Source organism: Campylobacter blaseri (genome assembly GCF_013201895.1).
GTDB classification, from domain to species: Bacteria; Campylobacterota; Campylobacteria; order Campylobacterales; family Campylobacteraceae; genus Campylobacter_B; species Campylobacter_B blaseri.
Genome location: NZ_CP053841.1, coordinates 1322482 through 1346316 on the forward strand (window position 1 = coordinate 1322482; position 23835 = coordinate 1346316).

Annotated in this window: 26 protein-coding genes; 9 read left to right on the forward strand and 17 right to left on the reverse strand. The window is 29.8% G+C overall.

Features of this window, described 5'->3' with window-relative positions:
* Window positions 1–23 precede the first annotated feature (23 nt).
* Together tupC and tupB are read right to left on the reverse strand one after the other, a co-directional pair.
* Entirely contained in the window at window positions 24–968 is a 945-nt protein-coding gene (gene tupC / locus CBLAS_RS06640; RefSeq protein ID WP_106872489.1) for a tungstate ABC transporter ATP-binding protein TupC, read from the reverse strand.
* On the reverse strand, window positions 965–1657 hold the full coding sequence (gene tupB, locus CBLAS_RS06645) for a tungstate ABC transporter permease TupB (protein WP_106872487.1): 693 nt from the start codon (window positions 1655–1657) through the stop codon (window positions 965–967). Before tupB ends, tupC begins: the two co-directional genes overlap by 4 nt.
* A 144-nt stretch (window positions 1658–1801) precedes the next feature.
* Between tupB and tupA the strand changes: the two genes are divergently transcribed.
* Entirely contained in the window at window positions 1802–2632 is an 831-nt protein-coding gene (tupA, locus tag CBLAS_RS06650) for a tungstate ABC transporter substrate-binding protein TupA (protein ID WP_106872485.1), read from the forward strand.
* Window positions 2633–2677: 45 nt separating this feature from the next.
* Complete coding sequence (locus CBLAS_RS06655; protein WP_106872483.1) at window positions 2678–3298, forward strand: IMPACT family protein; 621 nt, start codon at window positions 2678–2680, stop codon at window positions 3296–3298.
* Between the two features lie 156 nt (window positions 3299–3454).
* Here CBLAS_RS06655 and CBLAS_RS06660 read toward each other — a convergent pair whose 3' ends face one another.
* From CBLAS_RS06660 to CBLAS_RS06695, 8 genes are all read right to left on the reverse strand, one after another.
* A complete protein-coding gene (locus CBLAS_RS06660) occupies window positions 3455–4039 on the reverse strand; it encodes a thiamine phosphate synthase (protein ID WP_106872481.1) in 585 nt (194 codons plus the stop codon).
* Complete coding sequence (gene thiH, locus CBLAS_RS06665; RefSeq protein WP_106872479.1) at window positions 4032–5177, reverse strand: 2-iminoacetate synthase ThiH; 1146 nt, start codon at window positions 5175–5177, stop codon at window positions 4032–4034. The genes CBLAS_RS06660 and thiH overlap by 8 nt, the downstream gene beginning before the upstream one ends.
* A gap of 2 nt (window positions 5178–5179) precedes the next feature.
* A complete protein-coding gene (locus CBLAS_RS06670) occupies window positions 5180–5944 on the reverse strand; it encodes a thiazole synthase (protein ID WP_106872477.1) in 765 nt (254 codons plus the stop codon).
* Window positions 5945–5954: 10 nt separating this feature from the next.
* Window positions 5955–6596 (reverse strand): sulfur carrier protein ThiS adenylyltransferase ThiF, encoded by a 642-nt coding sequence (gene thiF, locus CBLAS_RS06675; protein ID WP_106872475.1) that lies wholly within the window; start codon window positions 6594–6596, stop codon window positions 5955–5957.
* Window positions 6593–6793, reverse strand: a complete 201-nt coding sequence (gene thiS, locus CBLAS_RS06680) for a sulfur carrier protein ThiS (protein WP_106872473.1) — start codon at window positions 6791–6793, stop codon at window positions 6593–6595. Before thiS ends, thiF begins: the two co-directional genes overlap by 4 nt.
* Window positions 6783–8378 (reverse strand): ABC-F family ATP-binding cassette domain-containing protein, encoded by a 1596-nt coding sequence (locus tag CBLAS_RS06685; protein WP_106872471.1) that lies wholly within the window; start codon window positions 8376–8378, stop codon window positions 6783–6785. The genes thiS and CBLAS_RS06685 overlap by 11 nt, the downstream gene beginning before the upstream one ends.
* A gap of 143 nt (window positions 8379–8521) precedes the next feature.
* Window positions 8522–9724: a tetrahydrodipicolinate N-succinyltransferase N-terminal domain-containing protein gene (locus CBLAS_RS06690; protein ID WP_106872469.1), complete on the reverse strand. Its 1203-nt coding sequence runs from the start codon at window positions 9722–9724 to the stop codon at window positions 8522–8524.
* 10 nt (window positions 9725–9734) lie between these two features.
* Window positions 9735–10826 (reverse strand): Mrp/NBP35 family ATP-binding protein, encoded by a 1092-nt coding sequence (locus CBLAS_RS06695; RefSeq protein WP_106872530.1) that lies wholly within the window; start codon window positions 10824–10826, stop codon window positions 9735–9737.
* A gap of 176 nt (window positions 10827–11002) precedes the next feature.
* On the opposite strand from CBLAS_RS06695, the gene CBLAS_RS06700 reads away from it, so the two are divergent.
* Window positions 11003–11989 carry a C45 family autoproteolytic acyltransferase/hydrolase gene (locus tag CBLAS_RS06700; protein WP_106872467.1) on the forward strand — a complete coding sequence of 329 codons (987 nt, stop codon included), beginning with the start codon at window positions 11003–11005 and terminating at the stop codon, window positions 11987–11989.
* Window positions 11990–12044: 55 nt separating this feature from the next.
* On the opposite strand, the gene CBLAS_RS06705 is transcribed toward CBLAS_RS06700, so the two are convergent.
* Window positions 12045–12455, reverse strand: coding sequence for a PACE efflux transporter (locus CBLAS_RS06705; protein ID WP_106872465.1), 411 nt, complete (start codon window positions 12453–12455; stop codon window positions 12045–12047).
* A gap of 156 nt (window positions 12456–12611) precedes the next feature.
* Here CBLAS_RS06705 and CBLAS_RS06710 point away from each other — a divergent pair, with 156 nt between their 5' ends.
* Window positions 12612–12863: a DUF2492 family protein gene (locus tag CBLAS_RS06710; protein WP_106872463.1), complete on the forward strand. Its 252-nt coding sequence runs from the start codon at window positions 12612–12614 to the stop codon at window positions 12861–12863.
* Window positions 12864–12965: 102 nt separating this feature from the next.
* Here CBLAS_RS06710 and CBLAS_RS06715 read toward each other — a convergent pair whose 3' ends face one another.
* The 4 genes from CBLAS_RS06715 to CBLAS_RS06730 are packed head-to-tail and all read right to left on the reverse strand — an operon-like array spanning window position 12966 to window position 17142.
* The gene (locus tag CBLAS_RS06715; protein WP_123057886.1) at window positions 12966–13730 is read right to left on the reverse strand and encodes an energy transducer TonB; all 765 of its coding nucleotides are present in this window, start codon (window positions 13728–13730) and stop codon (window positions 12966–12968) included.
* On the reverse strand, window positions 13696–14076 hold the full coding sequence (gene exbD / locus CBLAS_RS06720) for a TonB system transport protein ExbD (RefSeq protein ID WP_172658193.1): 381 nt from the start codon (window positions 14074–14076) through the stop codon (window positions 13696–13698). The genes CBLAS_RS06715 and exbD overlap by 35 nt, the downstream gene beginning before the upstream one ends.
* Window positions 14073–14492, reverse strand: a complete 420-nt coding sequence (gene exbB, locus CBLAS_RS06725; protein ID WP_106872457.1) for a TonB-system energizer ExbB — start codon at window positions 14490–14492, stop codon at window positions 14073–14075. The genes exbD and exbB overlap by 4 nt, the downstream gene beginning before the upstream one ends.
* A gap of 19 nt (window positions 14493–14511) precedes the next feature.
* Entirely contained in the window at window positions 14512–17142 is a 2631-nt protein-coding gene (locus CBLAS_RS06730) for a TonB-dependent receptor domain-containing protein (protein ID WP_106872455.1), read from the reverse strand.
* A 251-nt stretch (window positions 17143–17393) separates the two neighbouring features.
* Between CBLAS_RS06730 and CBLAS_RS06735 the strand changes: the two genes are divergently transcribed.
* The 4 genes from CBLAS_RS06735 to CBLAS_RS06750 are packed head-to-tail and all read left to right on the forward strand — an operon-like array spanning window position 17394 to window position 21035.
* Complete coding sequence (locus tag CBLAS_RS06735; protein WP_277620710.1) at window positions 17394–18527, forward strand: bifunctional 2-C-methyl-D-erythritol 4-phosphate cytidylyltransferase/2-C-methyl-D-erythritol 2,4-cyclodiphosphate synthase; 1134 nt, start codon at window positions 17394–17396, stop codon at window positions 18525–18527.
* Window positions 18502–19383, forward strand: a complete 882-nt coding sequence (locus CBLAS_RS06740; protein ID WP_106872453.1) for a response regulator — start codon at window positions 18502–18504, stop codon at window positions 19381–19383. Before CBLAS_RS06735 ends, CBLAS_RS06740 begins: the two co-directional genes overlap by 26 nt.
* Entirely contained in the window at window positions 19361–20545 is a 1185-nt protein-coding gene (locus CBLAS_RS06745; protein ID WP_106872451.1) for a sulfate adenylyltransferase, read from the forward strand. Before CBLAS_RS06740 ends, CBLAS_RS06745 begins: the two co-directional genes overlap by 23 nt.
* Before the next feature lie 10 nt (window positions 20546–20555).
* Window positions 20556–21035, forward strand: coding sequence for a phosphatidylglycerophosphatase A family protein (locus tag CBLAS_RS06750; RefSeq protein WP_106872449.1), 480 nt, complete (start codon window positions 20556–20558; stop codon window positions 21033–21035).
* On the opposite strand, the gene CBLAS_RS06755 is transcribed toward CBLAS_RS06750, so the two are convergent.
* Window positions 21032–21265, reverse strand: a complete 234-nt coding sequence (locus CBLAS_RS06755) for a hypothetical protein (protein ID WP_106872447.1) — start codon at window positions 21263–21265, stop codon at window positions 21032–21034. The two genes, CBLAS_RS06750 and CBLAS_RS06755, sit on opposite strands and share 4 nt — an antisense overlap.
* The gene (locus tag CBLAS_RS06760; RefSeq protein ID WP_106872445.1) at window positions 21262–21495 is read right to left on the reverse strand and encodes a hypothetical protein; all 234 of its coding nucleotides are present in this window, start codon (window positions 21493–21495) and stop codon (window positions 21262–21264) included. The genes CBLAS_RS06755 and CBLAS_RS06760 overlap by 4 nt, the downstream gene beginning before the upstream one ends.
* 67 nt (window positions 21496–21562) lie before the next feature.
* Between CBLAS_RS06760 and uvrB the strand changes: the two genes are divergently transcribed.
* Window positions 21563–23539, forward strand: coding sequence for an excinuclease ABC subunit UvrB (gene uvrB, locus CBLAS_RS06765; protein ID WP_106872443.1), 1977 nt, complete (start codon window positions 21563–21565; stop codon window positions 23537–23539).
* The last annotated feature ends 296 nt before the right edge of the window (window positions 23540–23835 follow it).

Here is a 23835-nt window from a genome sequence, read left to right on the forward strand (position 1 = left end):
TTTTTAATTAATTATATCAAATTTTAACAAAGAGTAAAATAAGCACTATCATCAATTTTAAAATATACTGTTTCGCCTGTAATATATGGTGATTTCTTAAAATTATCATCAAGATTTATTATACTTTTTAAAAGATAGTCTCCAAATTTTATTTTAATAAGTAGTTTTGTCTCGTAAATAATAGATATAGAGTGAAGAATTCCTTTATAATAGCCATATTCTCTAGTTTTACTTAGCTTAATTTTTTCCAAATCAATTGCAACATATTTAGGATCTTCATCTTGATTTGGTAGTGAAATTCTTAAATCATCTCCAAAGTTAATATCTCCACCTTCTACATTAAAAACATTTTTAAACTCAAATTCTCCAACAATTCCACCATATAAAAAAATACTATCTTTAGCAATTGCACTAAGCCATTTTTCATCATGACTTGCAATTATAAAACCACAATTATACTTTTTATGAATATATTCAATTGCCTTAGAAAAGAGTTTTGCTGTTGAGAGATCAACACTACTTGTAGGCTCGTCTAAAAGTATAAGCTTAGTTCTTAATGCCAAAATAATAGCAAAAGCAACTCTTTGTGTTTGACCACTACTAAGTGCATAATGATCTTTATCTAAAAAGCTATCATCAAGCCCAACAAGGCTAAGTGCTTCACTAACTCTTTCATTAAATTCATCTAGCAACCCAGCTGACCTTAAAGCAAAAATAAAATTTTTTCTTACATTTCTTTTTAATAACACAGGTTCAGGAAATAAAATAGATATATCTTTAGGGGTTAATTTGCTTTTTATAGTTCCTGTTTTTGGCTCTTCTACATTAGCTATAATTTTTAAAAGTGTGCTTTTACCACTTCCATTGCTTCCCATAAGCGAAGTTATGGTAGCTTCATCTATCTTTAAGTTTTTAATATTTAAAACTTTTGTATCTTTATAAGTTTGAGTTAAATTTGAGATAATCACCTATCAAACCTTTTAAGCCCAACTATAGATAAATTCACCAAAAATGCAATTGCTATAAGAACAAATGCCAAAGCTATACCCATAGCAAACTCACCTTTATTAGTTTCAAGAGAGATTGCTGTTGTTATAGTTCTTGTAAACCACTTAATATTTCCACCTATCATCATAGCAACACCAACTTCAGCCACTATACGACCATAGGCACTTGCAACCACTACCATAAGCGAATATCTATTTTCAAATAAAACTGCCTTGACACTTTCTAACCCACTTAAATGATAACTTTTTAGTAAAAGCATATGTTTTTTATCCATATTTTCAATAGCACTAGCAGTAAGAGATATAACAATTGGAAGTGAAAGGCAAATTTGACCTATAATAACTGCTTTTAATGTAAATAGAAGACCAAATGAACCAAGTGGACCACGATAAGATAGCAAAGCATAAAGTATAAGCCCAATTGCAACAGTTGGCATAGCAAGACCTGTATCGCTTATAAGTCTTAATACTTTTCTACCTCTAAAGTTATAATATCCTAAGCAAAATCCAAGTGGCATACCTATAAAAAGAGTTATCATTATAGCTATACTAGAAGTATAAATAGTTGATTTTATAGCAAAATATGTCTCTTCATCACCTGTTAAGAGCAGATGAAATGCCTCGTAAATTCCTTGTAATATAAAATCCAAATTTAGCCTTATTTTGTTCAATGATTTTAAAGTTTATTAAAATTTCTATCAAAATATGCTTAATTTTCACAATTTTATTCTAGAATTGCCAAATATTAAATTTAATATGTTACTATTGCATAACATTCAATTAAAAGGATTAATATGAAAAAACATATTCTAATGACGATTCTTTCATTAGCAGTAGCATTTAGTCTAAATGCAAAAGATACAGATCTTGTTATGGCAACTACAACAAGTACAGATAATACAGGGCTTTTAGACGATATCTATCCTGTTTATAAAAAAGCTACAGGTGTTGACATAAAATGGACTGCAGTTGGAACAGGCAAAGCTCTTGAAATGGGAAAAAACTGCGACGCTGATATACTTTTTGTTCACTCTCCAGCAGTTGAAAAAAAGTTTGTTGATGAGGGTTATGGTATAGATAGAACTCCTGTAATGTATAATGACTTTATACTGATAGGACATAAATCACTAGCTGATAAATTTAAAAATAAAAGCTTAAAAGAGACTTTCCAAATCATTGAAAATGAAAAGATTAAATTCTTTAGCCGTGGTGATAAAAGCGGAACAAACAATAAAGAAATCGCTGTATGGAAAGCCGCAATTGGACAAGCTCCAGAAAAAGAATCATGGTATAACCAAACAGGTCAAGGCATGATAAGCACTATAAATATCGCAGCTGAGCAAAAGGGTGTAACTCTAACAGATAGAGGAACTTTTATAAAATATGAGCATGGTTTAGGTGGAAAATCTGACTTTGAAATCATAAGTGAAGGTGATGCAAATTTGAAAAACTTCTATTCAGTAATCGCTGTAAATCCTAAGAATTGTGAAAAAGCTGACTATGAAAATGCAACAGAGTTTATCAACTGGATAACTAGCGATGATGGTCAAAAATTCATAGAAGATTTTAAACTAATGGGTAAACCTCTATTTACTCCAGATGCTAAAACTAGAAAAGAATCATAATTTTAGATATAATTTGGGCTAATTCGTTTAGCCCAAAGGATTATTTTGTTTACCATAAACACACTTTCAACAGTAAAACAAGAGATAAGAAAATCAAATTTTCTATCCTACCTAGTTCCTATGAGCGAGTTTGAAAATTTCCACTTAAAATTAAAAGAAGAGCACCCTAAAGCAGTTCATATAGTTTGGGCTTATAGACATTACAATAAATACTTACAAATCGTAGAAAACCAAAGCGATGATGGTGAGCCAAAAGGAACAAGTGGACCACCTGCACTAAATGCACTAAGAGGTGCAAATTTGATAGAGTGTGGTGTTTTTATAGTTCGCTACTTTGGTGGTATAAAGCTTGGAACTGGCGGTCTTGTAAGAGCTTATAGTTCAAGTGTAAATTTAGCTATAGATGAAGCAAAACTACTTCCATATGAGTTAAAAGATGAGTTTCACTTTTTTGTGCCTTTTGCACTCATTTCAAGATTTGAACACTTTTTAACAAAAGAGGAGTTAAAAGCAGATAAAGAGTTTAACGAAAATGGAGCTTTTATAAATTTATCACTAAATTTAGATGAGTTTAAAAAGCTTTTTGAATTTACTAAACCATTTTTAATACAAGGCGTTGAGTTTTTATGCATTCCAATTTTTGCAAAAGAGATTTTTGAAAAATAAATACACACAAATGTAGCTTGCTCTTGAAATAGGGATGAGTGGTTATGCTTATTTAGGGCGTGAGGAGCTTAGAAAATAACCACGATTTTAATATCAAGCATATTGCAAAAATTTCTAAAGTCTTAGATATTGCCACTGAAGATTTTTTAAATAACTCTATATAAATTTACTCGCAAATTCTTTTTCATTTTTACTTTTCATAGCCCCACTCATTGAGCAAACCATATTTGCTCCTGCATTTAAACACTCTTTAAAATTGCTTTGATTTATCCCACCTAGTGCGTATATAGGGACATTAAACTTCTCTTTTGCCTCTTTTATGAATTTCAAACCTTTTGGTGTAAGGTCTTTTTTGCAATTAGTTTCAAATATATGGCTAACGCAAAGGATATTTGCACCAAAATTTAGTGCTTTTTGACATTCGTTTATATTATGAACAGAAACTACTATCTTGTTAAAATTTATTAAAATATCTCTGTTTTTTTCCAAAACATCAAGTGGAAGCCAGATATTTTTATGCTTAAGTTTTAAAGCAACATTTATAAAATTATGTAAAAAAATCTGTTTTTCATACCCTTTGCAATGCTTTAAAATCTCATTTGCAAATTTCATATATTCATCTTCGCTAAGCTCTTTTAGTCTTAAAGCAACAACACAACCACATAGGCAAAAGTTATAAATTTTCTCTTTTAAATCCTTGCTTGATTGCTCTAAATTTGTTATTACAACCAAATTAGACATAGATATATTCACTCATTAAAGGATAAAAGCCATCTTTTTTTATATCCTCACAAACGCTTTTTACACTTCTATAATCGCTTAGTTCAAACTGCTCATCTCCAACTTTTTTACTATGTCCACCAATTGCCACACTAACTCCAGCTGAAATTTTATTTGCAGCAATTTTTATAGCATTGTCTCTAAAGTTTTTTCGCTCTCTAGTTGAAACTGTGATCGTAGCAAAAGGCATAAAAAGCCTATAAGCCATAATTATTTGCAAAAGCTCTTTTTCATGAACATCTTGTGGGTTTATACGAGAGTTATTTATAATCGGTCTAAGTCTTGGACAAGAGAGTGAAATTTCTGCGTGTGGGTATTTTTTAGATATTAAATTTGCATGAAGTCCTGTCGCAAAAGCATCTTTTCTAAAATCATCAATTCCTAAAAGTGCAGCAAAACCAGCACCTCTCATACCGCCTAAAATAGCCCTTTCTTGTGAGTTAAATCTATATGGAAAAACCATTTTTTCACCACTTAGATGAATCTTTTGATACTTTTTAGGATTATATGTTTCTTGATAAACATTTACAAAATCCACCCCACACTCATGTAAAAATGCATATTCATCAACATTTAATGGATAAATTTCAATACTTACAACTTTAAACAGCTCCTTTGCCCTCTTGCAAGCTTCGCCAATGTATTCAACGCTTGATTTGCCTCTACTCTCCCCTGTTAAAATCAAAATATCTTCAATTCCAAGTTTTGCTATATTTTCAAGTTCAAGATCTATATTTTCTAAGCTAAGTTTTGCTCTTTGAATCTTGTTTTTAGCACTATAACCGCAATAAACACAGGTGCTATCACAATAGTTTGAGATGTATAAAGGTGTAAAAATATTGATATTATTTCCAAATTTAGCCCTAGTTTCAATGGCTGAAATTTGAGCCATATCTTCTAAATAGTTTTGTGCTTCAACACTAAGTAGTGCCGCAAAATCATCTAAATTTCTATTTTTCTTTTCAAGTGCAGAAAAAACATCATCTTTTGTATAGTTTTTATAATCAAATTTGGAAGTTTTTTCTAAAACCTCATCCATAATTTCACTTTTTATATCAACTATTCCATCTTGATACTGCATACAATCTTGATTTTTCATAACTAATCTCTTAAAAATCCAGTAAGTGGAGAGCTTGCATTTGCCCTATTTCTAACATTTCCAAACCCTGCTAAATATCCATCTCTGCCTGCTATTATCGCATTTTTAAAAGCTCTTGCCATTAATTTTATATCTTTTGCTGTTGCAATTGCTGTATTTGCCATAACTGCTGCACAACCCATCTCCATAGCCTCGCAAGCTTGTGATGGCTTGCCAATGCCTGCATCAACAATGATTGGTGTATCTATTTCGTTAATTAGTATCTTTATCATCTCTTTCATAACAAGCCCTTGATTGCTACCAATTGGCGAAGCTAAAGGCATAATCGCAGTAACACCAGCATTTTGCAAACTTCTTGCAATACCTAAATCAGGATACATATAAGCAAATACCTTAAAACCTTCATTTGCTAAAGTCTCAGTAGCTTTTAGTGTCTCATAGTTGTTTGGAAAAAGAAACTTGCTATCATCAATTACCTCAAGTTTAACAAAACTCTCCCCTGTAAGCTCCCTGCTAAGCCTTGCTATACGAATGGCTTCATTAGCATTTCTTGCTCCGCTTGTATTTGGTAAAATAGTAACATCTTTTGGAATGTAGTTTAAGATATTTACACTTTTACTCTCATTTACTCTTCTAAGTGCCATTGTTATTATCTGTGCACCAGCCTCTTTTACACAAGCTTCTATCAAATTTAGATCAAATTTTCCAGAACCCAAGATAAATCTTGATTTAAACTCTTTTTTGCCTATTTTAAAAATATCTTCCACTGTCTTCCTTTTATGCCTCAAACTCTTCTAATATCAAACGAAGTATAACATTTGCTTGCAATGCCGCACAAATCATAACTCTAGGTGCCATAATTCCGTTTTTAAAATCACTTTTAAAATCTCCACAAATGTAGCAATTTTTACCAAATTTAGTAGTTTTCATCAAATTTCCACTTTCAAATCCGCCCATTCCATTTCCAAAAACAAAGAATTTGTTTGGATTTTTTTGTGCATATTGCATTAAAATTGCTTTTAAATTTGCATTGTCAAAAGCTTCACAAATTATAGTTTCATCTTTTAAAATTTGCTCTAAATTTTCACTATTAAGTTTTAAATTTAAAGTTTTTATCTCTAAAAAGGGATTTATATCTTTTAATTGTCTAGACAAAGCCTCAGTTTTTAGAGCTCCGATATGAGTTTTATTATAGTTTTGGCGGTTTAGATTACTTATTTCAACCCTGTCAAAATCAACCAAAACTAAACTGCCAACTCCAAGTCTAGTAAGCATAACAGAAACATTTGAACCAAGTCCACCAAGTCCTAAAATCGCAACTTTTGCTGTTTTTACTTTCTCATTTACAAGCGGGGAATTTCGCTTTTTAATTTCACTTTTAAAATTATCTGCATTGCTAGAGTTTAAACTATCTTTCATCCACCACCAACAAACTCTACAATCTCGTAACTTTTACCGCTTTTAATAGGTGTATTTTTCCACAAATTTTTTGGCAAAATTTCACCATCTTTTTCAACTGCAACCTTTAAAATTTCAAATCCATTTTTAACTAAATAGTCATAAACACTTAAATTCTCACAAATCTCAACGATATCACCATTTATCTTAACTTTCATAGCTTATTCCAAACTGCTCTTTATACTCTTCAAAAGAGCCTCTAAAATCAACTATCTCTCCATCGCCTTTCATATGTATAATTCTATTTGCAAAAGCATCAACTAGCTCCCTATCATGGCTAACGCAAACAACACAACCAGCATAATTATAAAGAGCTTCTCCAAGTGCTATGATAGCCTCCAAATCAAGGTGGTTATTTGGTTCATCCAAAATAAGTAAATTTGGCTTTATCAGCATTAACTTTGAAAGCATTACTCTATGCTTTTCTCCACCGCTTAAATTTCCAACACTTTTTTCCTGCTCTTCTCCACTAAAAAGCATTCTTCCAAGGCATTTTCTTATCTCATCTAAATCTTTATTTTTTTCATCTTGAAGGTATTCATAAAGTTTTAATTCACCTGTTATTTTGTTATTAGTATCTTGAGCAAAATATCCAGGCTCTATAGTTGCCCCCATATGGACATTTCCGCTATCTGGTTTTATCTCTGCTGTTATTATCTTGCAAAGTGTGCTTTTTCCAACACCACTTCTTCCAATAACTGCAACTTTATCTCCTTTTTCAATTTTAAAATTAAAATTATTTAAGATTACCTTATCATCAAATTTTTTATCGATATCGCTAAGCTCTAAAACCTCATTTCCAATTTCACGGTTTAATCTAAAAAGTATGCTAGGATCTCTTCTTGAAGATGTTTGAATATCTGAAATATCTAGCTTTTCAAGTCTTTTTTGACGGCTTGTTGCTTGCCTTGCCTTACTAGCATTTGCACTAAATCTAGCTATAAATTTCTCCAACTCCTCTTTCTCTTTTAACTTTTTTTCTCTTTCCATTTGTGCTTTTTTAGTAAGTAAATTTGAGGCTATATACCATTCATCATAGTTTCCACTAAACTCTCTTACCTTTTTAAAATCCACATCTAAAATATTAGTGCAAACTCTATTTAAAAAGTGCCTATCGTGGCTTATTACAACCAAAGTTCCTTCATGGCGATTTAGCTCTTTTTCAAGCCATGAAATAGCATCAATATCAAGGTTGTTTGTAGGTTCATCTAAAAACAAAATATCAGGCTTAGGAAATAAAACTTGTGCTAACAAGACTTTAAATTTATCAGCAGTTTCTAATTCTTTCATAAGCATATCGTAGTTTGTAAGCCCTAAAGAGCTAAGAATTTTCTCAATTCTAGTCTCATACTCATAAGTTGGATCTTCTTCAGCTGTTATAATTTCAAGTTCACTTAATCTATCATTTATAAAATCTGTGAACTCTTCACTCATATAGAGTTCTTCTTTTTCTTTAATAGCGTCATAAAGTCTTTTATTACCATATAAAACAGCATCTTTTAAGCTAAAATCTTCAAATGCAAACTGATCTTGCTTTAAAACACCTACTCGAAAACCACTATCTATATTTATCTCTCCGCTTGTAGGTTCAATCTCTCCGCTTAATATTTTTAAAAAGGTGGTTTTCCCAGCACCATTTGCACCTATAAGCCCATATCTATTTCCACGATTTAGCTCTAAGCTAACATCTTCAAAAAGAAGATGGGTTCCAAATCTCATTGTTAAACTCTGAATACTTACCATTTTACACCTTATTTTTTCGCATAGTTTAGCCAAATAAGGATAAAAAACCTATAAAATATTTAATATAAAAAAGAAGATTAAATTTAAGTAAGTAATTTTATGAGTTGGTGCGAGCTTGTTTAGTTAAAAACAAGCTCAGTTTATTAATGTAAAGCCTCGTTTAGCTTTATAGCTCTTTTGCTTAAACTTGCACTCATCTGCCCTGTTTGGCTATTTTGTCTAAAATGAAGACCATTTAAATGCGAAAGCTCTATGGCTTTGTAGATTTCTTTATCAAATTTAAAGTTGGTATTTAACTCTGCTAAAGCTTTTTGATTTGCTTCACTTATGTATACTTTTGTGCCTTCTAAAATAGCAATTCCACCATCAACTATGCAGTTGTCGCCAAGCGGGATTCCAGTTACAGAATTTGCTCCCAAAAGACATTTTTTACCTATACTAATAGGATTACCATTTGTTCCACTTAAAACTCCAAGTATACTAGCACCACCGCCAACATCACTACCTTCTCCAACTTTAACAGAACTACTAACCCTGCCCTCAATCATAACAGAACCAGTTGTTCCTGAGTTAAAGTTTACATAACTAGCTCCTGGCATAACAGTTGTTCCATTTGCAAGTTGAGCACCCATTCTAACTTTAGCCGTGTCAAGCACTCTAATACTATCATTTGGAACTATATGACTTAAATATCTTGGAAATTTATCAACGCTTGTTATTGCTGGGTATGAACCTGACATTTTTAACCAAATTTCATTCTCTCTTAGCCACTCAAGCTCAATTGGTTTTGCATATTCATCCCAAGCAACATTTGGAAGCAGTCCAAATGCTCCATCTAAATTCACACCTCTTATCTCAACTTTTGATAAAGATAGTAAATATAGCTTTAAATATACGCTCTCAACACTTTTTGGCTTCTCATCACCAAACAAAAATGTAACACAAAATTTAGCTTCATCTTCAGCATCTTCGTTGTTTAAAATTTCATCTATGATTAGTAAATTTTGCAAATTTCTATGTTTATCATCTTTTGCTTCTTCAACTAAAAAGTCAAAAATATCTAAAGCTTTTTCTACAACATCTTTATTTAAATTTGCTACATATTCGCTTTCATTGGTTGAAATTTTTGTCCCACATTCGTTTAAAGCCCATAAAAGAACGGCTGCTGAGCCAAAGTTTTCTTTATAGTTTACAACAGCATAATCAACACTTAAAGTTTTGTCTTTTTCAACTACGCCTTTATAAACCTTTCCAATTGCCCAAGCAATAGGCTCTTTGTAAAAACTTTTTGTCTTTACATCTTCAACAAATTTAGTTAAATCTTCTAAATTTTTAATATCGCTCAAATTTTACTCCTTAGTGGCATTTTGCTCCACCTTCCATATCTGGTTGAATAGCTGAGTTACCAGCTAAGTCCTCTTTGTCTATTTTTTCTATAACTTCCCAAAGTCTATTGGCTGCTTTTTCATATCTTTTTGCACTAACACTCTCAGGAGCATAAAAACTAATTGGTTTTCCATTATCTCCGCCCTCTCTAATGCCGATTTCAATTGGAATTTCACTTAAAATTTCAGTTTTATACTCTTTTGCAAGTTTTTCACTTCCACCTTTTCCAAAGATATCATACTCCTTGCCATTATCAGGGCATAAAAATCCGCTCATATTTTCAACTATGCCAGCTACTGGAATGTAAAGTTTTTCAAACATATCAAGGCTTCTAGCTGTGTCATCAAGAGCTACAACTTGTGGTGTTGTTACACAAACACCTGCTGTTACAGGAACACTTTGAGCTAAAGTTATTTGAGCATCACCTGTTCCTGGTGGCATATCTATAAATAAAACATCTAAATCGCTCCAATAAACATCTCTTAAGAGCTGTTCAATGGCTTTCATTATCATAGCACCTCTCCACATTAACCCTTGACCTTGCTCCATCAAAATTCCCATACTCATCATCTCAATACCATGAGTCAAAATTGGTTTAAGTTTTTCTCCAACTACTGTTACTTCGGCTCTCTCTTCACCTAACATTCTAGGGATATTTGGTCCATAAATATCAGCGTCTAAAACACCAACTTTTTTACCAAGTTTTGCCATAGAAATAGCCAAATTTACAGTTGTTGTGCTTTTTCCAACTCCACCTTTACCACTACTTACCATAACAAAATGTTTGATTTGCGGTGTTATATTTTTACCACTTTGAGTGTTGCTTTTCTCTTTTGGTGGTTGAGGTTGTTTTACAATAACTTGAGTATTTTCTCCAAGTGCTTTTATAATGCCATTTCTAACCTGAGCTGCAACTTCAGATTTACTTGAAACTATCTCAACTTCAACAAGCACTCCATCGCCAATTTCAATGTTTTTAACAAACCCAAAATCAACTATACTCTTTTTAAATCCTGGATAAATAACCTCTTTTAATTTTTCTAATACATCTTCTTTATTCATACTCATAAATCTCCTAATAAAGTATTTTCTAGATTATACATATTTTAAATAAATGAAATATAAGTTAATATTTTTATTTTTGCATATTAAAAACTTTGCTATAAGAATTTATATTCTTTACTTAATTTTTTTATTGTGTTATTATCGTATATATTTTATATTCAAAAAGGCAAATAATGTATCACTCAAGATGGACAAAAAGCCATTATTTAGCAGGTTTTAACTTTGGAAATCGTTTATATAAAAATAATGTAAAAATTGATTTTGATAAGTTCTTAAATGAAGAAAAAATTGATTATGCAAAAAATGTATTTAGTATTTACTATAAATTTTATCCCGAAATTATAAAGGAAATTAGAGGATTTGCAGATGGGCAAAAGGAAGAATTTGAAAAAGTGTTTGCATTTCTTGCAGTAATGTATGTTTTTATCTATGATGTAAAATGTTCAATGGTTGCAATTTCAAATTCTCAAAACATTATTTTTGCACGAAATAGTGATTTTAAAGTAGAGGTAAAAAATTTATCTGATAGTACTTTTTATAAACTAGATAAAGGGTATTCATTTATCGCAAATACAACAGCAATGATTGAAATGGAAGATGGTATGAATGAAAAAGGATTAGCGTGTGGATTAACATTTGTTTATCCTACTATAAAAGATTTAGGTTTTAATGCAGGTTTTTTAATAAGGTATATTTTAGAAAAATGTGAAACAGTGGATGAGGTAAATGAATTTCTTCAAAAAATACTAATTGGTTCATCACAAAATTTAATTGCCATAGACAGATATGGTAAAATTTTGTCAGCAGAATTAAATTCAGAATGTAAAAATATTTCTATTTGCAAAACTCACAATTATAAAACTAATCATTTTGTAACCAATAAACTACAAAAGTATGCATATGATGGAATAGACGATATTTTTTCTCACAAAAGATATGAAACACTTCAAAATCAAAATTATGAAATATATACATTAAAAGATACTTTTGAATTGTTGCAAGGTAAAAAAGGTTTTTTATGCCAATATGATAGAAAAAATGGATTTGATACCATTTGGTCATCTGTGTATGATATAAAAGCAAAAGCCATTTATAGATGTGAGGGAAACCCTCAAAGAAAAAAATACAAAATAGATAATAGATTAAAATTTGATTATTAATTGCAATTAATATATCAAAACTAGATGAACTAGCCTATATAAAATATGTGTAGTACTACTTATCAACAAAAAATAGTCTAACTCTGTCATAAACCCAGTTATAAACTATGGCAAATACTAAGATAATTAAAGTAATTCCTATATTTATAAAAAATGCAGCAACAAAGCTTGTATCCATAGCAAAAGCTACAAAAGGAACAGTAAAAAGCAAAAAGCCAAGTTCAAACAAAGAAGCATGCAAAACTCTAACTCCAAATCCTCGCTTAATCCTCTCCCCTGTAAAAATCTTATCAAACATTAGATTAAAAATAAAATTCCAACTAACAGCTGCTAAAGATATTATCAAACTAACACCTACTTTAGTCTCCATAGCACTTTTTGAGACAAAATTCAAAAAAATTATAGTAATCAAAATAGCAAAAATTTCAAAAATAAAAGAGTGCAAAACTCTCTCTTTAAGTTTCATAAACAGACCTTTTTCAATAATAAAATACAATTATATCTTTTTGTATAAAATTTATAAAATATATCTTTTTGGAAATTTTATATAAGTTGACACAAATCAACAATTTTTTAAATCCCAAACAGTATAATATATCATAAAAATATAAAAAGGAAAAATATGAAACATGTACATGAAATTTTAATAAATATGCAAAGCACAAACAAAGAATTTGAAAGCAAAAAGGAATTTATAGATTATATAGATAATCTTTTTGGAAAAGATTGCAAATTTCAAGCTTGCTCAAGTGATAATATGGACGCAAATAGTGCCTATGAATTTTTAATAAAAAAAGGTAAAATTATGATTAACGATAAAAACAAAATATCACTTCATCCTGATATGGAGATGTGCAACGGACATATTAATTAATAGTAGATTATTTAAATTATCTCGCCCACACTAACAATTATTAAAAACAAAATATAAATTTAGATTCTTTATCATATTTTACCAAGACAAAGAATCTAAAAATTATATTAACCTATAAGACATAGGTATTTTAATCAAATAATCTTTATCCAAAACAGGAAATTCCTTAAAAGCTTTTTGAATTGTTTTAATAGCTGAATCATCTAATACTTCATATCCTGAGCTTTTTATAACTTTTATATTTTCAACAGTTCCATTTTTTTTAAATACGAAGCTAACTTCAACTATTCCCTGTTGCCTCATTTTAGCCGCACGTTTTGGATAGAGTTGATGTTTTTTTATAGTTCTTTGCATTTTTGCAAATCTATCATCACCTTTTGATGTTGCAAAGTTAAACTCACCAACTGCATTGTTTGCAGAGCGAATATTAGTTGCGTTAGCGTTAGAATCTTTTGAAGTTGTTTTTGCTAAAGACTTAGTTTTTGGTTTTGGTTTTGGTTTTGGTTTGGGCTTTGGTTTTTCAATTGGTTTTGGTTTTTCTTCTATAATTGGTTTTGGCTCCTCTACTATTTCCTCTATCACCTCTTCCTTTACCGCTTCTTCTTCTACTATTTCCTCTACCACCTCTTCCACAGGCTCTTCATCAACTAAAATCTGCTCTTCATTAGTTTGAGCTATGGATTCTTCTAATGCTGGATTAAAAAGATCAAGACTTATACTAGTCATCTCTTCTTGTGCTAATGGCTTTACCTCATTTAAAAAATTAACAAAAGATAAAGCTATCAAGCCATGAAAAAGAACTGATGCTAAAAACCCACTTAAACTCGGTCTATCATTTAGTAAGTGTCGTAATGGCAAAATTTTCATGTTTCTTTTCTTTTAATATATCTATAACTTTTACAAAAGATTCATATACACTTTCTTTATCACTTTTTAATTGAATTAATGTCTTTGAATCTATTTGCTCTAATTCATCTTTTAAATTTTCCTCTTCAATCTTCACATCATCAATAAAAAATTCATTATCTTTATTTATAACTATAACGACTTTTTCCTTCTCTTCATTTTGAACAGCACTTTTACTATTTGGCAAATCTATAGGAATATTGCCTTGTGCTATAAATGTCGATATGCTAAGAACAATAGCGAGCAATACAAGCATTATGTCAATTAAAGGGATTACATTCAACCCCTCTTTTTTTGGCATACTCATTTTATTGCCTTATATTTATTTAATATAACATCGACCTTTCTCATAAAACCATTATATATCATAAGTGTTGGTATAGCCACTATAAGCCCTAATGCAGTTGCTTTTAATGCTAAAGATAGTCCAACCATTATACTTTTTGTATCTATACCTCCACTCATACCCATATCATAAAATGTAATCATAATACCAGCAACCGTTCCTAGTAAACCAATATATGGTGCATTTGAATATATTATATAAAGAAGAGTTAGATTGTTAGTAAGTTTTTCTTCTAACTCATCTTTACTCTTATAATTTTCAAATTTAATATTTGAATAAAAAATAGCTCGCTCTATAGTAAACCAAACAACTAAAAAACTCATAAACCCTAAAATTGCTATTATTATATAATCGATATTTTCCTTTAAAATTTCCATAATTTTTCCTTTAAAATTTTTAATATTTATAACTAAAACTTAGCATTGTTGTTCTACCTTTTGCATAGTTATTTGATGCATATAAGTAATCATCTCCAACACCTAAATCAAATAAAAACTGACTAGCTGAATCATTATTAGAATCAAGTGGATTTATATATTTTTTATCAAAGAAATTTTGAATTTCAAATTTGATACTTAAATTCTCATTAGGTTGATATATGGTATAAAAATCAAAAATTACAGGTTGTCTTTCTAACACTTTTTCTTTTTTTGTATATCCACAAACATCACTTATACCAGCACCTCCTATCATTGTTCCGGGGCAAGGTACCTTTTCTAATGTATTTGAAGAAATTCTACTTTTACCATAATATTTTGTAATTCCACCTATTGTTAATTTATTATTAAAAAGCCTTGTTCCTATATCTAAACTAGCATAGTCTTTTGGAAGCATTGTAACTTTAGTAAGTCCATACCCTTGTAACCATTTTTCAGAATATGACATCAAATCATCTACTCTTGGGCTTGAATCTGTAAAATTTAATGGTTGATTTGTAGTTTGATGAGCATAAGCTAAATTAAGATATAACCAACCTATATCATAATTTGCTTCAACTTCAAAACCTTTGATGGTTACATCTTTATGATAATTATAATGTTTTATATAATATTCACCAGCTTCATTTTGATATTCCATTCCTTTTTTATTATGAATATAATCTTTTATTTTTGTATTATAAGCAATAAATTTAAAACCAAATTCATCATCTTCACTAAATAACCCTTCTTTAAAAGAATTAAACCCAACTTGGATAGTTTTTGCTGTTTCTGGTTTTAGACTACTATTTACTCCAAAACTTCCAAAGTCAGAAAAAAACATCTCTTTTATATTTGGAGCTCTATGAGTTTTGGAATAGTTTATAAATGGACTAAATAAATCATGCAAATATACTGATGTCCCCAAAGAGTAATTGAAGTATCTTCTACTTCCACTATCAAAAAGTTTTTCATTTGCGGTTTGAATATATTTATCTGTTTTTTCTTGTTCATCGATATCTAAATCGTCATACTCTTCTTCGCTTATTAATTTACCCTTATATAAATAAAAATCATCACAATAGTTAGAGTAACCATACTCATCACGACCGCAATGCTTAGCATTTAAATCGTCCATCATTTTATTATATTTTCTAGCACTATCATAATCTTTATCTCTAAATGCACTATTTGCTTTTTGACGCAAATTTGCTAACAACCTATCAAGTCTCTCAAACCTCTCTCCTGTAAAGTTGTATTTACTCCAATTAGCATTAAAGCTAAAAGTAAAAATATCATAATTTAGCTCATTATCTATATAAAAAGTATTAAATTCTTGTTCCCCTGCTGGATAAAGAGTATTTGTTTCATATCCATTTTTTAAAAGTCCAATACCCATTTCTGCACTATTGTTGGCTATTTTAAAGTTTAATTCTGATGGATGTCTACTTTTAGTATATTTATTTTTTAATATATTCATACCTATAGTTGTTTTTAAATTAGCACCTGAATTAAAATCATTACTAAAAGTATTACTTATATCAAATGTTCTTGCAGTATTTTTTGTTTTTAAATTTTCAAGAAGCTCAACACCTGTAAATCTTGCACCTTTTGTGTAGTCTTGCTCTCCTGTATTAAGTGCATAAATCAAATTTAAATCGATATTGTCGCTATTTGGAGATTTTAGATTATACTCTAATTGATAGTTATTATTTTCTACACTTCTTCCTGCAAGTGATGTTTTATAATCTCTATAAGATAATATTACTTTATTATATTCATCGCCATATTCAACCTTTGCAAGATTCCCTTTTGGTTTTTGTGAAAGTTCAGATGGATTATATGGAGGTTTACCTTTTGAATAGTATTCCCTTCCTTTAGAATCTTCATATATAGCATCTCCTGCTTTATCAAATTTTTTAAACTTAAAGGTTTCACCTTCTATTTTATCGCCTCCTCCAACTTCATAAGATTGAGAAATTTTTCTATGGCTATAACCATACAAACCCCCTACATAAGCACCATTTTCAAAGAAGTGTTTAAAAGCAACGGCTCCTAAATAGTTTGGACCAGTGGCATTGTTTCCAGCTATGAAATTTGTCATAAAACCAAAGTTTCTTCCAGCTCTTACTATGTCATCTACACCAATAGTTCTTAAATTCGCTGAACCCATTAATGAATTTGCACCACCTCTTCCACTAAAGCTACCTCTTTCTATATCAACACTATTTAAAAACCCGGGATCTATCATCGTCCCAAAAGAAGCAGTTCCACCATTCATTGCTCCGCCATCTGCTGATGTTGTATAAAATGTTTGAGAGACGCCATCTACCATAGTATTTACTCTACCAAATCCACTAACACCTCTAATATTTATATTTATAGTCCCTGATGATTTATCTAAATTTGTAAAAGCCCCCGGAACTGACCTTACTATATCATCTAAATTTTGCGTAGAGCCTTGCTCTATTTTTTTAGTGCTTATAGCTTTTGACTTTATATAAATATCATTTGCCTCTGCCTCCACCTTATCAAGCTTAACTTGTTCTAGAGCATTTGCGTATGATAAAACCATACAAGTTAAAATACTAATTTTAGTAATTTTATACATTAATTTCCTTTTTAGTGACTTAATTAAAATAATCTATTTTGTAATGATATTAAATATCAGTTTAAAATATATTTAAATATTTGTAAAATATGGCTAAGCTATTATTTTTTTAATACTTACTCTATTAATTTAATTTAAATATTTGAGAAGTAAAACCAATTGCAATAAACATAAAGCTATTAGCATAAAATAACCTTTAATTTTATTTATATTATTTTTTTGTATAATATCTACCAAAAAAAGGATTTTTATTGGATATATCTTTAGTTCTTTTAGCAGCTGGAAACTCTTCAAGAATGGGTTTGCCTGTAAAAAAACAGTGGATTAGGATAGATCATAATCCACTATGGCTATTTGTTGCAAAAGACTTTAAAAATAAATTTAATTTTAAAAAAATTATAATAGTTGCAAATAAAAATGAATGTGAATATATGGAAAGTTATGATGATTCTTTTTACTATGTATATGGAGGAGATGAAAGGCAGCTCTCTTTAAAAAATGCACTAGAGTTAGTTAATAGCGAATATGTTTTAGTAAGCGATGTGGCAAGGGCTCAAATTTCATCAAATTTATTAAACTCTATAATATCAAAAGGCAAAGATTTTGACTGTGTGAGTCCTTTTTTAAAGGTTAATGACACAGCATATCTAAGAGATAAAATTATAAATAGAGATGATATAAAACTAATTCAAACACCGCAGTTAAGCAAAACAGAGCTTTTAAAAGAAGCATTAGCACAAAATAAAACATTTACAGATGATAGTATGGCTATAGCTAGTGTTGGTGGAAAACTAGGCTTTATAGATGGTGAAAAAACAGCCTTTAAGCTTACACATAGAAGTGATTTAGCCCTTTTAAATTTGCCTTCACCCTCAAATGATAACTTTGTTGGAAATGGCTTTGATGTGCATAAATTAAAAAGTGGTAATGGTCTTTGGATTTGTGGTGTTAAAATTCCTTGTGAATATGAGTTTATAGCACATAGCGATGGTGATGTTGCCTTGCATGCTTTAATAGATGCTATTTTGGGCGCTTGTGGCATGGGAGATATAGGAGAGCTATATCCTGATAATGATGACTCTTATAAAGGAATTAGCTCATCTAAACTCCTCAAAGATGTTATGCAAAAAGTGCAAAATTTTGGATATGAAATTATAAATGCTGATATAACCATAATGGCACAAAAGCCAAAATTAAGCCCTTATAAAAAAGATATGAAGAAAAAAGTTCAAGAAATTTTAGGTATAAATATGGTTAATATTAAAGCTACAACAACAGAAAAACTTGGCTTTGTAGGGCGTAGTGAAGGTATAGCTACTATAGCTACTGTTAGTTTAAAGTATTTTGATTGGAAAAATTATGAAAATACTCATAGTAGAAAATGAAATTTACCTAGCTCAGAACATATCTAGAAAACTAATGTCCTTGGGTCATGATTGTGAAATTTTAACAGACTTAAAAGATATTTTAGAGTGTAAAAATGTTGATACTCTTTTACTATCAACAAATATTTTTGGAGATGAATTATATAAAATCATAGAAAATTTCAAGGACTCTGTCATAATACTTTTGATATCCTATATAAGCAACGATACTGTATCAAAGCCTATTCAAGCAGGGGCAGATGACTACATACAAAAACCTTTTATGATAGAAGAACTAGTAAGAAAAATTCATCATTTTGAAGAATTTAATAGAATTAAAAAATTAAAAAAATCCTATGATGAATATATTGAATTCTTTTTTTCGCTAATAGATAAAGAAAATAGTAATTTTTATAAAATAAATTTACCGTTTTTTATAAAAACTAATAGTCAAATTTTTGCAGATAAATTTGCCTTTGATTTTTTTAAATTTAAAAATTTGGAATTTGAAATCATACTTTTAGATAAGCCTAACTCTTTTTCAAAGATTAAATCTAATAATTTTAAAACGCCAATGTATCTAATCAACTACCAATTACTTAAAAATGAAGAAAAAACTTACCTTCTAACACTTATTAATAAAAAAAATATTATAATAAGTACAACAAATTTAGATGAAGAGATTGAAACAAAATGCGTAACTGTAAAAAGTGCAAATTTCTTAGATAGAATTTTAACCGTTGATGAATATTTTCAACATATATTGATTAACTACCAAAACTCTTTTTCAGATACTGACCTTGCAAAAAAACTTGGAATTTCAAGAAAATCCTTATGGGAGAAGAGAAAAAAATATGGCATCAGCAAAAAAAAATAGACAAATTCATATAAATCAAGAGGCATATAGCACCCTTATGCTCATACAAAATCAAATTTTTTCAAAGTTTAACTCACTGATGAACGAAAAAGAGATAGATGAAGTTATGAAAACTGAACATCTAAACGATGAGTTTATGCCATATGCATTTATCTTTGCCCCTGGAGGGAAAAGAAACCAAGAGGTTATACAGAGTGCAAAAAAAGATGAAATAATAGATCTGATAAGAGATAATAAAATTGTAGGAACTATAAAAGTTAAAACCAATTTTAAGTATAAAAATAGCTGGAAAACTCGCTCTGTATTTGGTGCAAATTCCATCTCAACATCAATTGGTAATCATCTTCAAGGAAAGTATTGCTTAAGTGGAGAGATTAATATATTTAATACCAAAATAAAAGAGATAAAAGACAAAATATATGGACTTAAAAAAGAGCTAAATTTAAAAAAAGTTACAGCCTTAATGCTTAGTGCAAACCCTTTTCATAGGGTTCATGAAAGACTTATTCGAATGACAATTGATAAAGCTGATATGATTATTATTTTTTTAATAAGAAGCTCAAAAGAGAATAGTTTAAACTTTGAACTAAGACTAAAAACACTAAAATATTTTGTAAATAATTTTCTACCAAGAAAAAAAGCAATAATAATTCCACTTAAAAATACCCCTCTTTTTACAGGACATAAAAGCCCTATACTAGAGTGTATTTCTGCGTATAAATTTGGTGCAAATAAATTTGTAATAGGACAAAACCATAGTGCAATTGGAATGTTTTTTAATAAAAACCAAGCACACTCTATAACTGATAAAATAGGCAAAAATTTTGATCTTGAAATTTTAGTTATGCCTGAATATGTTTACTGTCATGAGTGTAAAACAATAGTTAGCACTAAAACTTGCCCACACGGACAGCACCGCCATATGAAGTATCATAGCAGTACACTAAGAGAGCTTTTATATAGCGGAATTCTCCCTCCTCCAATTTTAATGAGAAAAGAAATTTCTGCTATAATTTTAAGCGATCTTTTCCCAAATAGATTTAAAAATCTTCAAAAAATCTATGATGAGCTTTTTTCAAATCAAGGCATTTTAGAAACTCATACCTATGAAGATTTCTATAAAGAGCTTGCAATTTTATATCAAACAAGCTCATTAACTTAAAAGGATATTTATGAATTTTGAAAAATTTTTTTTAACTTTTTTTGGATTAGGTCTTATAAAGCCAGCACCAGGAACTTGGGGAACAATAGGCGGTCTTTTAGTCGCTCTTTTAATAATTAAATTTTTAACTATTGAGACTCTTTTTCTATGCTCAATACTTCTTTTTTTAGTATCTATAAATATTATAAATAATTATGAAAAAAAGATTGGCTCTCATGATAACTCTGAGATAGTTATAGATGAAGTTGTTGGAATTTGGATAGCACTTAGTATAAGCTCAGGGTCTTGGCTTGCTATAATACTTTCATTTATATATTTTAGAGCTTTTGATATCTATAAACCATCTGTTATAGGAAGAGCTGATAGAGATGTAAAAGGTGGATTAGGAGTGCTTTTAGACGATATTTTAGCTGGTGCTTTTGGGGGTCTTTTAAGCCTTATGACCATTGGGGCTTTAATGAAATTTGGGCTTGAAAATTTTATATTTTAATTGGTGTTTTCGAGCTTTTTAAAAAGCTCGTTAATCTCTTTGTTTTGCATATAGTTTTCATAGCTTTTTTCTACAAAAGCATATAGTAAATCCTTAGCATCTAAGTTTTTGTTTCTATCTGTTATTAGATTAAGCTCTCTTTCAAAAAAAATAGCAAATTCATCATCAAGGCTAATATTATAAGACCTTGATAATGATCTGCTAGTTATATTTACCTTTATCTCTTTCATTTTTCTAAGATGTCTTCTATCTCTTTAAATAGCTCTTCTTCTGTTAAATTTTTCATAATTATATCTTCTTCCAATTTGCCTAAATTATTAGAAAGTGCCTCATTTTGGGTTTTTACAGATACTAATTCATTTCTAAGATTTTTATTTTCTTCTTTAAGTTCTTGGTATTTTTCTATGAGTTCTTTAACTTTATCACCTAAATTTTTAGTAGTTTTTTGTTCTTCAAACATAGCTTCACCTTTAATTTGATATAATTTTAGATTGTATCTAATTTGAGCTTAATATAAAAGGAATGTTTTGAAAAATTTTAAACTAATTAGCAGTTTTAAACCTAGTGATGACCAACAAAATGCAATTGATGGCATAGTAAATTCTATAAAATCAGGTAACAAATATCAAACGCTTGTTGGAGTTACAGGGAGTGGAAAAACTTTCACAATGGCAAATATAATTAAAAAGCTAAATATTCCAACTCTTATAATGACTCACAACAAAAGCCTAGCTGCGCAATTATATAGCGAATTTAAAGGGTTTTTTCCAGAAAACAGAGTTGAGTATTTTATAAGTTATTATGATTATTATCAGCCAGAAGCCTACATTCCAAGGCAAGATCTTTTTATAGAAAAAGATAGTTCTATAAATGATGAGCTTGAAAGACTAAGGCTTAGTGCAACTGCAAATTTGCTTAGTTTTGACGATGTTATAACAATTGCCTCTGTTTCTGCAAACTATGGTTTAGGTAATCCAGAAGAGTATCAAGGTATGGTTTTGTTTTTACAACAAGGTCAAAACTTAAAACAAAGAGAGCTTTTAAAAAAGCTAATTGATATGGGCTATAAAAGAAATGATAACTATTTTGATAGAGGTGATTTTAGGGTAAATGGCGATGTTGTAGATATATATCCTGCCTACTATAATGATGAGGCTATAAGGTTAGAGTTTTTTGGTGATGAGCTTGATGAGATGTATCATTTTGATGTTTTAGAAAACAATAAAACAAAAGATGTGGCTAAATTTACGCTATACGCTACAAGCCAGTTTATAGTTGGTGCTAATAGATTAAAAATGGCTATGAAACAGATAGAAGAGGAGCTTACCGATAGATTAGAGTTTTACTATGCAAATGATAAATTAGTTGAAGCAAATAGACTTAAGCAAAGAGTTGAGTTTGATCTTGAAATGATGGGTGCAACTGGAATGTGTAAAGGTATTGAAAATTATGCAAGACACTTAACAGGACAAAAACCAGGAGAAACGCCCTACTCTATGTTTGATTATTATGAGACGAAGGGACGAGATTATTTAGTTATAGTTGATGAAAGTCATGTTAGTTTGCCTCAATTTCGTGGAATGTATGCAGGAGATAGAAGCAGAAAAGAGGTTTTGGTTGAGTATGGATTTAGACTCCCTTCCGCACTTGATAATAGACCTTTGAAATTTGATGAGTTCATAAATAAAAAGGGTAAATTTTTATTTGTTTCTGCAACTCCAAATGAGTATGAGTTAGAGCTAAGTAAAGGTCATATTTACCACCAAATTTTACGCCCTACAGGGCTACTTGATCCTGAAATAATACTAAAAGATAGTGATAATCAAGTTGAAATTTTATTTGATGAAGCAAAAAAAGTTATAGAAAGAAACGAAAGAGTTTTAGTAACAGTTTTAACTAAAAAAATGGCAGAAGAGCTTAGTAAATACTACCTTGAACTTGGTATAAAAGTAAAATATATGCACTCAGATATTGATGCAGTTGAAAGAAATGAGTTAATTCGTGGGCTAAGGCGTGGTGAGTATGATATGCTAATTGGTATAAACCTTTTAAGAGAGGGGCTTGATCTTCCTGAGGTTAGTTTAATAGCCATTTTGGATGCTGATAAAGAGGGGTTTTTGCGCTCACAAACAAGCCTTATACAAACTATGGGTAGAGCTGCTAGAAATGAAAACGGAAAAGTTGTAATGTTTTGCAAAAAAATAACAAAATCAATGCAAGCAGCAATGGATATAACACAAGAAAGAAGAAAATACCAAGATGAGTATAATAAAAAGCATGGAATTACTCCAAAAAGTGTTAAAAGAAGTATAGAAGAGACTTTAAAAACTGAGGATCAAGCTGAACTTCTAAATAAAGCCAAAAAACTTGAAAAAATGCCAGCGATTGAACGGGCTAAGATGGTAAAAGAGCTTAGAAAACAGATGTTAGAAGCTGCTAAAAATTTAGAATTTGAAAAAGCAGCCGCCCTAAGAGATGAGATAGCAAAGTTAAAGACATTGTAACTTATAAACTATAAGCTATATTTTAATTTTTATTTTATTATTCTAAAATTTAAACAAAGGCTTTTTATATAAAATAATTTTTAAAATAGTCAAAAACTAAAATCTTCGTGTATAATTTACTTAATTTTGCAAAGATAAAATAGTATCCTTTGCAAAATTTGTAATCTTAGGTTTTTATTTTTACTTTAAAAATTTAAAGTTTATCTAAAAATATTATAAATCTAAGTCTTATTTATTGTGTGTTTCTTTTCATCTATGGCACAAAAAAAGCCCCAATGTTAGACTTAAATTTTGCT

Bases quoted from the DNA above. Each gene is read 5' to 3' on its own strand.
- exbB (WP_106872457.1), bottom strand. From the start codon at position 14,492: ATGGAAATTTTAAAGGAAAATATCGATTATATAATAATAGCAATTTTA.
- CBLAS_RS06710 (WP_106872463.1), top strand. From the start codon at position 12,612: ATGAAACATGTACATGAAATTTTAATAAATATGCAAAGCACAAACAAA.
- CBLAS_RS06660 (WP_106872481.1), bottom strand. From the start codon at position 4,039: ATGTCTAATTTGGTTGTAATAACAAATTTAGAGCAATCAAGCAAGGAT.
- CBLAS_RS06745 (WP_106872451.1), top strand. From the start codon at position 19,361: ATGGCATCAGCAAAAAAAAATAGACAAATTCATATAAATCAAGAGGCA.
- CBLAS_RS06730 (WP_106872455.1), bottom strand. From the start codon at position 17,142: ATGTATAAAATTACTAAAATTAGTATTTTAACTTGTATGGTTTTATCA.
- CBLAS_RS06695 (WP_106872530.1), bottom strand. From the start codon at position 10,826: ATGAATAAAGAAGATGTATTAGAAAAATTAAAAGAGGTTATTTATCCA.
- CBLAS_RS06760 (WP_106872445.1), bottom strand. From the start codon at position 21,495: ATGTTTGAAGAACAAAAAACTACTAAAAATTTAGGTGATAAAGTTAAA.
- thiF (WP_106872475.1), bottom strand. From the start codon at position 6,596: ATGAAAGATAGTTTAAACTCTAGCAATGCAGATAATTTTAAAAGTGAA.
- exbD (WP_172658193.1), bottom strand. From the start codon at position 14,076: ATGAGTATGCCAAAAAAAGAGGGGTTGAATGTAATCCCTTTAATTGAC.
- thiH (WP_106872479.1), bottom strand. From the start codon at position 5,177: ATGAAAAATCAAGATTGTATGCAGTATCAAGATGGAATAGTTGATATA.
- CBLAS_RS06685 (WP_106872471.1), bottom strand. From the start codon at position 8,378: ATGGTAAGTATTCAGAGTTTAACAATGAGATTTGGAACCCATCTTCTT.
- CBLAS_RS06750 (WP_106872449.1), top strand. From the start codon at position 20,556: ATGAATTTTGAAAAATTTTTTTTAACTTTTTTTGGATTAGGTCTTATA.
- CBLAS_RS06755 (WP_106872447.1), bottom strand. From the start codon at position 21,265: ATGAAAGAGATAAAGGTAAATATAACTAGCAGATCATTATCAAGGTCT.
- CBLAS_RS06705 (WP_106872465.1), bottom strand. From the start codon at position 12,455: ATGAAACTTAAAGAGAGAGTTTTGCACTCTTTTATTTTTGAAATTTTT.
- thiS (WP_106872473.1), bottom strand. From the start codon at position 6,793: ATGAAAGTTAAGATAAATGGTGATATCGTTGAGATTTGTGAGAATTTA.
- CBLAS_RS06700 (WP_106872467.1), top strand. From the start codon at position 11,003: ATGTATCACTCAAGATGGACAAAAAGCCATTATTTAGCAGGTTTTAAC.
- tupA (WP_106872485.1), top strand. From the start codon at position 1,802: ATGAAAAAACATATTCTAATGACGATTCTTTCATTAGCAGTAGCATTT.
- CBLAS_RS06740 (WP_106872453.1), top strand. From the start codon at position 18,502: ATGAAAATACTCATAGTAGAAAATGAAATTTACCTAGCTCAGAACATA.
- CBLAS_RS06715 (WP_123057886.1), bottom strand. From the start codon at position 13,730: ATGAAAATTTTGCCATTACGACACTTACTAAATGATAGACCGAGTTTA.